Below are 7,133 nucleotides of genomic sequence, written 5' to 3'. Positions count from 1 at the left end.
GATAAAATCGACATGGAACTGTTCGTTGAAATCTGTAAAAACCTCCTCTCAGATACAGAATTGCCGGGGTTTCTCTCATGGCTCGAAAGATAAGAAAGCCGTTGGGTTCGATGTTAGGAAAGTTCAACGTTTAAGAGTTCATTGTCACCACCCATACAAACGTAGAACCTTGAACTTTGAACTTTATATATAGCCCTGCCACACTATGCTCGCAATGACAGGGCTACGTCGTTGCGAGGAGTCCCATTGGGACGACGAAGCAATCTGCTCTGCAAGTAGGAATACAATTAAAACATGCTACCATCACAGCTTAAGCATAATAGATTGCCACGCTCGCTTACGCTCGCTCGCAATGACAGCGGGCTACCGAAGAATTTACACCAAGTTACTTCTTTAGCTGGTTAGCTTGTTAGCTTGATAGCTTGACAGCCTGTTGGCTTGTTAGCTTGATAGCTTGCTAGCTATCCAGCCATTTTGCCATCTCGCCATCCCAATCAGATGAGATTGCTTCGCTCCGTTTCACTACGCTCGCAATGACAGGGCTACGTCGTTGCGAGGAGTCCCATTGGGACGACGAAGCAATCTGCTCTGCAAGTAGGAATACAATTAAAACATGCTACCATCACAGCTTAAGCATAATAGATTGCCACGCTCGCTTACGCTCGCTCGCAATGACAGGGGGCCACCGAAGAAGTTACACCAAGTTACTTCTTTAGCTGGTTAGCTTGTTAGCCTGTTAGCTTGCTGGCTTGTTAACTTGTTAGCTTGTTAGCTTGATAGCTTGACAGCCAGTCAGACCATTTACCTCTCAGCCATCCAGCTACCTAACCGTCTAGCCATTTCGCTATCTCGCCACCTCGCCATCTAGCTATCTAGCCATCTCGCCATCCAGCCATCCCAATCAGATGAGATTGCTTCGCTTCGCTTATGCTACGCTCGCAATGACGGTGAAAATGCAAACTGTTTTGCTACCGTTTACAATTACAGGATAGATGGGAAACAACTTAAAAATACACAATTGAAATTACTACTAAGAAACAGGATTTCTATTTAATTACCAAATATGTTGCAAATACTAATTTATTTCAACGCTCAGGATAACCCACAGGAATGATATATAATGGTTCTCCAGGTAGATTAAATCTACTCTTGATTTTTTCAGGATAAAAAGCACCTATAGGAACAGAACCAAGTCCCAATGTCACCGCCTGCAAATGTATATTCTGTGCAATATGGCCAGCTTCTATATGAACATACATAATACCTCGCTTTCCATACCGAGAGGTTGTCCGCTCATATACAGCTGACAATAAAATATTTACAGGAGCCTGAGCAATTGCATCCTGTCCCAATGCAAAATCCGCAAGTATTTTATTGAATCTTCCTTTCTCAATGTTTTCCAGAAGATGATCTTGAGGAATATATCTATAAATTCCAGAATCTAATTTATCAACTCTATCCACAATAATATACACATCAAAAGGATACGTAGCACCCGCTGATGGTGCTGTCCTGAAACCATATCGATTGTCCGTAATTCCCTGTGCAGCCCAGAGTAGTTGTGAAATCTGTTCCAGAGTCAGTTTCTTCTCTGAAAAATCTCGAATTGATCTTCTTTTGTATATTGCCTCTTCTAGAGAAACACCACCTTTATAATTTGGGTATGGTAACTTCAATCTATCACCTCCCAATGTAATACTGAATGTTAGAAAACTAACTAAAATGATTGATAGCTTTGAAGATAACATTCTTTGGAAACCCTTTCTGTAATAAATATCTATATAATTTTTCTTTCTTATTCGACTTACCACTTAAAAGCTTAAGTTTTTTCTGCGCAAGGGTAAATGCATTTGTCAGTTGATTATCTTCAGTTACCAGTTCCTTCAATACTCTATTCACAGTCTTTTTTGATATCCCTTTTTCCAACAACTTTCTTCTTATCTTATATAATCCATCTTTTTTGCTATTAATACATTCGAGTGTGTATCTTTTAGCATATTCGTAATCATTAATTAAACCTTTATTGTAACAAAAAAGTAAAACTCGAAATATTTCCATATTCTGGAAACCTTTTGTCTTTAAATATTTACAAATCTCATATTTTGTTCTTGACCTTTTAGCAAGAAACTTAAGAGCTATATCCTTGGCTCTCTCATAATTATCGTGAGACATTATAAGATTTAATTGTTTTTCCGTTATAATATCATCAGCAAACAGCTTAAAATGTTGAATTGTTTGATATTTTAATTCCAGTACTCTGCCATCATTCAAAAAAATATAAAAGAGTTCTCGTCTTTTAGGATTCTGCTCTATTTTTAAAATTTTGAACATGCCTTAATCTGCTTTTTCTTTCTCAAGTTTCCTCTTTAATCCGAGATACTCTTTTACTTGCTCTTCAATCTTTTTAAATAACTCAGGATTTTCTGTAAGGTAATTCTTCGCATTTTCTCTACCTTGCCCTAATCTTTCATCACCATAAGAATACCACGATCCCGATTTCTGAATTATACCAGCCTCAACCGCAGTATCTAGTACATCACCTTCATAGCTGATACCTTTTCCATAAAGAATATCAAACTCTGTTTCTCTGAAGGGTGGCGCCAATTTATTTTTAACAACTTTCACTTTTGTCCTTGTCCCAATCGCAGCATCACCCTCTTTTATGGAGGTTAACCTTCTAATTTCTAACCTTACAGATGTGTAAAATTTCAATGCCCTACCACCTGTAGTTGTCTCAGGATTTCCAAAAGTTATACCGATCTTTTCTCTTACCTGATTAATAAACACAACCGCAGTATTGGATTTATTTACAGCACCGGCGAGTTTTCTGAGAGCCTGTGACATAAGTCTTGCCTGTAGTCCCATATAGCTGTCACCCATATCTCCTTCCAACTCTGCTCTCGGTACCAATGCAGCAACTGAATCAATTACAATCACATCAATAGCACCACTTCTTACCAGAGTCTCTGTTATTTCAAGAGCCTGTTCACCACTGTCGGGCTGAGATATTAGCAGGTCTTTAATGTTAACACCTAATTTTTCTGCATACGTAGGATCAAGAGCATGCTCCGCATCGATGAATGCCGCATAACCACCTTGCTTTTGAGCTTCCGCAATGATGTGAAGTGCTAATGTGGTCTTTCCTGATGATTCGTGTCCGTATATCTCAGTAATTCTTCCTCTTGGTATTCCACCAATACCTACCGCTGCATCAAGTGACAAACATCCAGTTGGAATCACATCGATTTTTACACGTGCTCTCTCGTCACCCAATCTCATTATTGAGCCTTTACCAAACTGACGATCGATCTGGGCTATGGCCAATTCTATTGCTTTTTCTTTTCTTTCGTCTTTTTTTGTTTCCATTTTATACCTCAATTTTAAATATCAATTACACTTATTGGTATATACCTTGCGCCATCTGGCTTTAATACACTTTCATAAAATATAACCTTTTTTGCAAAAAAGCTAATCGGTTCATACTTGAAATTAATAAAACTTTTAATCTCCTCGTTTAATAGAGGTCTCTTTACCCGCCCTATTGTCACATGTCCTCTAAATTCTCTTTTCTCCTCCTCAAACCCCATCTTTGCCAACTCACGATTTAATGACAAACTTATATTTCTTAAGTTTTCTAATCCTTCGATAATGCCAAGCCAGAAAATCCTTGGTCTCCTTGTATCAGGAAATACACCTGTTCCGTTAATAGTTACTTTAAAAGGTACAATACTTGCGACTGACTTTTTAATATTACTTACAATTCCCTCAAAATCGTATTCATTGGTATCACCAATAAATTTTAATGTAATATGGACAGATTCTGGTCTGACAAACCTAACAAATTTTTCCAGACGATTAAACTCTTTCCTGATACTTTTTATTAGCTCCATTACCTCTTCTGATATTGGAATAGCTACAAACGTCCTTTTCAAAATTTACCTCTCCTCTAGTAATTTTAATCTCAATAGATTAAGACAAAACTGCGAAAACATCGCTTTATTCAGCTGTCTATTTACATTAAAATAAAATCTTTTTGCTAAATCACCTTTAAAATCGGAATATCCAACATATACTGTACCTACAGGTTTCTTCTCAGATCCTCCAGTAGGTCCTGCTATACCAGTAGTACTGATTCCTATATCTGATCCCAAAACTTTTTTTACACCTCTGGCCATCTCAATTGCCACTTCTTCACTAACAGCTCCATATTTTTCTATGAAGGTTCTTTTTACCCCAAGTTGCCTTATCTTTACCTCATTACTGTAAGAAATTATACCACCGATATAATAATCAGAGCTTCCCGGAACTGTAGTGATTCTGTCCCCTACCAACCCACCAGTGCAGGACTCAGCGACAGCTATAGTTTTATTTTTGTTTCTTAATAATTTCCCTATTACCACCTCAATTGGTTCACCATTCTCACTGAAGATTGAGTCCCCAAGCTTATTTTTTATAGCTGTAACAAGTTTTTCTAATTCAGATTTGTTACTTTCTTTTACAGATAGAAGTATATCATTTGATGTAAATTGTGGTAAAAAAGAAACTTTTACATTGGGACAATTTTCCATATCCGTCTTTATTAACTCATATATCTTGGATTCGGGAATACCAAAGGTCTTAATTGTTTTTGTTATTCTTCTATCCCTGACCTTTCCGTCGATATAAGGTAATACATATTTTTGAATCATTGATACCATTTCAGCAGGCACTCCAGGACAAATAAAAAATACAGCACCTTCCTTTTCAAATCTCATACCCGGTGCGGTTCCAATTGGATTATCCAGAATTTCAACGCCCTCTATTTGAAAGGCCTGCTTTAAATTGCATTCAGGCAGATCAATTCCTCTTTTTTCAAACCTCTCTTTTATCTTTCTGGCTATATCCTCATTGTAAACAAAACCTTTATTCAAAAATTTCGAAACAGCCTGCCTTGTACAATCATCAAGGGTGGGACCTAATCCTCCTGTTACCAGTGTTATATCACTATTCCCACTACATTTCTCTAGATAATACACAATCTTTTCAACATTATCAGGGATGGTTATTATTTCATTCACATCTATGCCCCGTGAACTAAGTAAACTGGCTATATAGGTAGAGTTGGTATTCTCAATTATACCAGCAGTTAATTCTGATCCTATATTGATGATTGCCGCTTTCATAAAATTAAAAAGATAATATTTGTCAAAATACCTGCGTAAATACAGGCAATTAAATCGTCAAATACAATCCCAAACCCACCTTTTACCTTCTCAACATAATTTATTGGTGGGACCTTAATAACATCAAATATTCTAAAAAGAATAAATGCAACAAAGAGTTTCATATAATTCTTATTAAGATGGACACAACCTGTTATTATTATTAATAACCACACGCCAATCACTTCATCTATTACAACATATGATGGGTCTTTTAATTTGCTATTTTTTTCTTCAAAACTGGAGCTAATAATTGCCAGAATAATTAATAGTAGTAATATAGGTATGCGAATTTTTAACGTTTTATACGGCATAAGATACCATACTACAACACCAACGATACTCCCCGCTGTTCCAGGTGCAACAGGTGAAAATCCAATACCAAAAAATGATGAAAATGTCCTCGAAACGAATTTAAGAAATTTCATTACCCCTCGCTATAAGACGACGCCAGTTTACATAGAAATATTCGATCCCAGTCAGGACAGTAACAATGGTAACAATTAGAGTTATATAGTAAACAATGTTGTAATTCGCAATAAAATTCAGTATAGAACTTACAAACCCTTTATTAAGGTATTCTAAGACAACAAGGTATATAAGGATAAAGAATATATTAAAACCCTGAAAGGCTGTTTTGTATTTGGCTGTCTTTCTTGTAACCAAAGTAAAACCACGCCTTTCGAAGACCACACGCAGTCCAGTTACCATCAAATCTCTAATGAAGATGAGAATTACCATCCAGACAGGAATTAAATCATTTACAAAAGTAAAGGATATATAGGCACTTATTATTAAAATTTTATCAGCGAGGGGATCGAGAAACTTTCCAATGCGCGAAACTTCGCCATATTTACGAGCATAATACCCATCAACTATATCTGTCAGAATTGCTACGGTAAAAATTAAAAGACTGGCAAGTCTACATATAGGCTTTGGAATAAGGATAAAATATAGATACATAGGAGTTAAAATTATTCTGAGTGATGTAATTATATTAGGGACAGTAAACACCATTAGATTTCAGTACGTCCTTCAAGCGCTTTTAATAAAGTCATCTCATCAGCAAATTCAAGATTTACACCAATGGGCAACCCATATGCCAGTTTGGTTACTTTTACCCCTTTAGGTTTCAACAATCTTGATAGGTAAATTGCAGTTGTTTCTCCCTGCCTTGTAGGATTTAGTGCCAGGATAATCTCCCTAATTCCATCTAACCTATTTAACAATCCACTTATATTTAAATCATCAGGGCCGATTCCATCAAGCGGTGATATAACTCCTCCAAGTACATGGTAGAGTCCATTGTACCATCCCGTTTTTTCTATCGAAATTATATCCATAGCCTCCTGAACAACGCATATCATCGAATGATCTCTTTTTGGGTTTGTACAGATATGACATGGGTCAGTGGTCGTTATATTGAAACATATACTACATGTCTTTATATTATCTTTGACCTCAACGATAGTCTTTGCCAGTAAAATAGCCTCATCTCTAGGTGCTTTTAATATATGAAATGCTAAGCGTTGTGCAGTTTTTTTCCCAATACCAGGAAACTTACTGAGCAAATCTATTAATCTATTTAGTTGTTCAGGTAAAGATATCATAAGCCCGGTATCTTAAAACCACCTGGTATATTTGGTAAAATTCCACCGGTTACTTCCGATATTTTCTCTTGATACACTTCCTGTGCTTTCTTCAGTGCCAGATTAACCGCAGCTACAACCATCTCTTCAACCAATTCCACATCCTCTTTCAATATCTCAGGTTCAATTTTTATTGAGATGATTTCCTGTTTCCCATTTGCTTTAGCCACAACCATTCCACCGCCGGCACTTCCCTCAACTACTACAGATTCCATCTCTTCCTGAATTTTCTCCATCTGTTTCTGCATATTTCGTATCTGATTCATTAAGTTTCCAAAATTTA

9 protein-coding genes are annotated in these 7,133 nt (G+C 36.6%); all 9 read right to left on the bottom strand.

What is annotated here, in order from left to right; all coding sequences use genetic code 11:
• Window positions 1-1,085 precede the first annotated feature (1,085 nt).
• Genes H0Z29_09680 through H0Z29_09640 form a run of 9 tightly spaced genes read right to left on the bottom strand, consistent with a single transcriptional unit; the run spans window position 1,086 to window position 7,116 of the window.
• Window positions 1,086-1,748, bottom strand: a complete 663-nt coding sequence (locus H0Z29_09680) for a SagB/ThcOx family dehydrogenase (GenBank protein MBO8131766.1) — start codon at window positions 1,746-1,748, stop codon at window positions 1,086-1,088.
• The gene (locus H0Z29_09675; GenBank protein MBO8131765.1) at window positions 1,714-2,331 is read right to left on the bottom strand and encodes a RecX family transcriptional regulator; all 618 of its coding nucleotides are present in this window, start codon (window positions 2,329-2,331) and stop codon (window positions 1,714-1,716) included. The genes H0Z29_09680 and H0Z29_09675 overlap by 35 nt, the downstream gene beginning before the upstream one ends.
• A gap of 3 nt (window positions 2,332-2,334) precedes the next feature.
• The gene (gene recA, locus H0Z29_09670) at window positions 2,335-3,366 is read right to left on the bottom strand and encodes a recombinase RecA (protein ID MBO8131764.1); all 1,032 of its coding nucleotides are present in this window, start codon (window positions 3,364-3,366) and stop codon (window positions 2,335-2,337) included.
• 14 nt (window positions 3,367-3,380) lie between these two features.
• Window positions 3,381-3,932, bottom strand: a complete 552-nt coding sequence (thpR, locus tag H0Z29_09665; protein ID MBO8131763.1) for an RNA 2',3'-cyclic phosphodiesterase — start codon at window positions 3,930-3,932, stop codon at window positions 3,381-3,383.
• Between the two features lie 3 nt (window positions 3,933-3,935).
• The gene (locus tag H0Z29_09660) at window positions 3,936-5,162 is read right to left on the bottom strand and encodes a CinA family nicotinamide mononucleotide deamidase-related protein (protein MBO8131762.1); all 1,227 of its coding nucleotides are present in this window, start codon (window positions 5,160-5,162) and stop codon (window positions 3,936-3,938) included.
• Window positions 5,159-5,629, bottom strand: a complete 471-nt coding sequence (locus tag H0Z29_09655; GenBank protein ID MBO8131761.1) for a phosphatidylglycerophosphatase A — start codon at window positions 5,627-5,629, stop codon at window positions 5,159-5,161. Before H0Z29_09655 ends, H0Z29_09660 begins: the two co-directional genes overlap by 4 nt.
• Window positions 5,616-6,218: a CDP-diacylglycerol--glycerol-3-phosphate 3-phosphatidyltransferase gene (pgsA, locus tag H0Z29_09650; protein MBO8131760.1), complete on the bottom strand. Its 603-nt coding sequence runs from the start codon at window positions 6,216-6,218 to the stop codon at window positions 5,616-5,618. Before pgsA ends, H0Z29_09655 begins: the two co-directional genes overlap by 14 nt.
• Window positions 6,218-6,808 (bottom strand): recombination protein RecR, encoded by a 591-nt coding sequence (gene recR, locus H0Z29_09645; GenBank protein ID MBO8131759.1) that lies wholly within the window; start codon window positions 6,806-6,808, stop codon window positions 6,218-6,220. Before recR ends, pgsA begins: the two co-directional genes overlap by 1 nt.
• Window positions 6,808-7,116 carry a YbaB/EbfC family nucleoid-associated protein gene (locus tag H0Z29_09640; GenBank protein ID MBO8131758.1) on the bottom strand — a complete coding sequence of 103 codons (309 nt, stop codon included), beginning with the start codon at window positions 7,114-7,116 and terminating at the stop codon, window positions 6,808-6,810. Before H0Z29_09640 ends, recR begins: the two co-directional genes overlap by 1 nt.
• Window positions 7,117-7,133 lie beyond the last annotated feature (17 nt).

Source organism: Candidatus Neomarinimicrobiota bacterium, from assembly GCA_017656425.1.
In the GTDB taxonomy this organism is placed as follows: domain Bacteria; phylum Fidelibacterota; class UBA2242; order UBA2242; family B5-G15; genus JACDNV01.
Note: the sequence above shows the minus strand (reverse complement) of the source record. Positions and strands in the feature narration are given on the sequence as shown.

What these genes read in the sequence shown, in the direction of transcription:
- H0Z29_09680 (MBO8131766.1), bottom strand. Translation starts at nt 1,748, where the DNA reads ATGTTATCTTCAAAGCTATCAATCATTTTAGTTAGTTTTCTAACATTC.
- H0Z29_09675 (MBO8131765.1), bottom strand. Translation starts at nt 2,331, where the DNA reads ATGTTCAAAATTTTAAAAATAGAGCAGAATCCTAAAAGACGAGAACTC.
- recA (MBO8131764.1), bottom strand. Translation starts at nt 3,366, where the DNA reads ATGGAAACAAAAAAAGACGAAAGAAAAGAAAAAGCAATAGAATTGGCC.
- H0Z29_09660 (MBO8131762.1), bottom strand. Translation starts at nt 5,162, where the DNA reads ATGAAAGCGGCAATCATCAATATAGGATCAGAATTAACTGCTGGTATA.
- H0Z29_09655 (MBO8131761.1), bottom strand. Translation starts at nt 5,629, where the DNA reads ATGAAATTTCTTAAATTCGTTTCGAGGACATTTTCATCATTTTTTGGT.
- pgsA (MBO8131760.1), bottom strand. Translation starts at nt 6,218, where the DNA reads ATGGTGTTTACTGTCCCTAATATAATTACATCACTCAGAATAATTTTA.
- H0Z29_09640 (MBO8131758.1), bottom strand. Translation starts at nt 7,116, where the DNA reads ATGAATCAGATACGAAATATGCAGAAACAGATGGAGAAAATTCAGGAA.